The 222-nt window shown below is 70.3% G+C and carries 1 protein-coding gene; it reads right to left on the bottom strand.

Going from position 1 to position 222, the window contains the following annotated elements:
* The coding region (locus NO357_RS21340; protein ID WP_306737784.1) for an AMP-binding protein at window positions 1-222 on the bottom strand (222 nt) is incomplete at both ends.

Genomic DNA, 222 nt, shown 5'->3' with positions numbered 1-222 from the left:
GGAATAGGCCATGGCGTTCATGTGGAAGATCGGCAGCGGCGTCAGCATGCGCTCGGCCGGGTCCTCGGCCAGCGCACAGAGGCCGCCCTCGGCGGCATACCAGCGCCCGGCTTCGAGGAAATATTCGTTCGGCAGCACGCAGCCCTTGGGCTTGCCGGTCGAGCCCGAGGTGAAGAGGATCGCGGCCTCGCGCAGCGCGGGGGGGCCGGCGGGGTCGAAGAC

Source organism: Marimonas arenosa (assembly GCF_030848945.1).
In the GTDB taxonomy this organism is placed as follows: Bacteria; Pseudomonadota; Alphaproteobacteria; order Rhodobacterales; family Rhodobacteraceae; genus Marimonas; species Marimonas arenosa.
The sequence above is the reverse complement of the archived record's forward strand: the minus strand, read 5'-3'. Positions and strand labels throughout refer to the sequence as shown.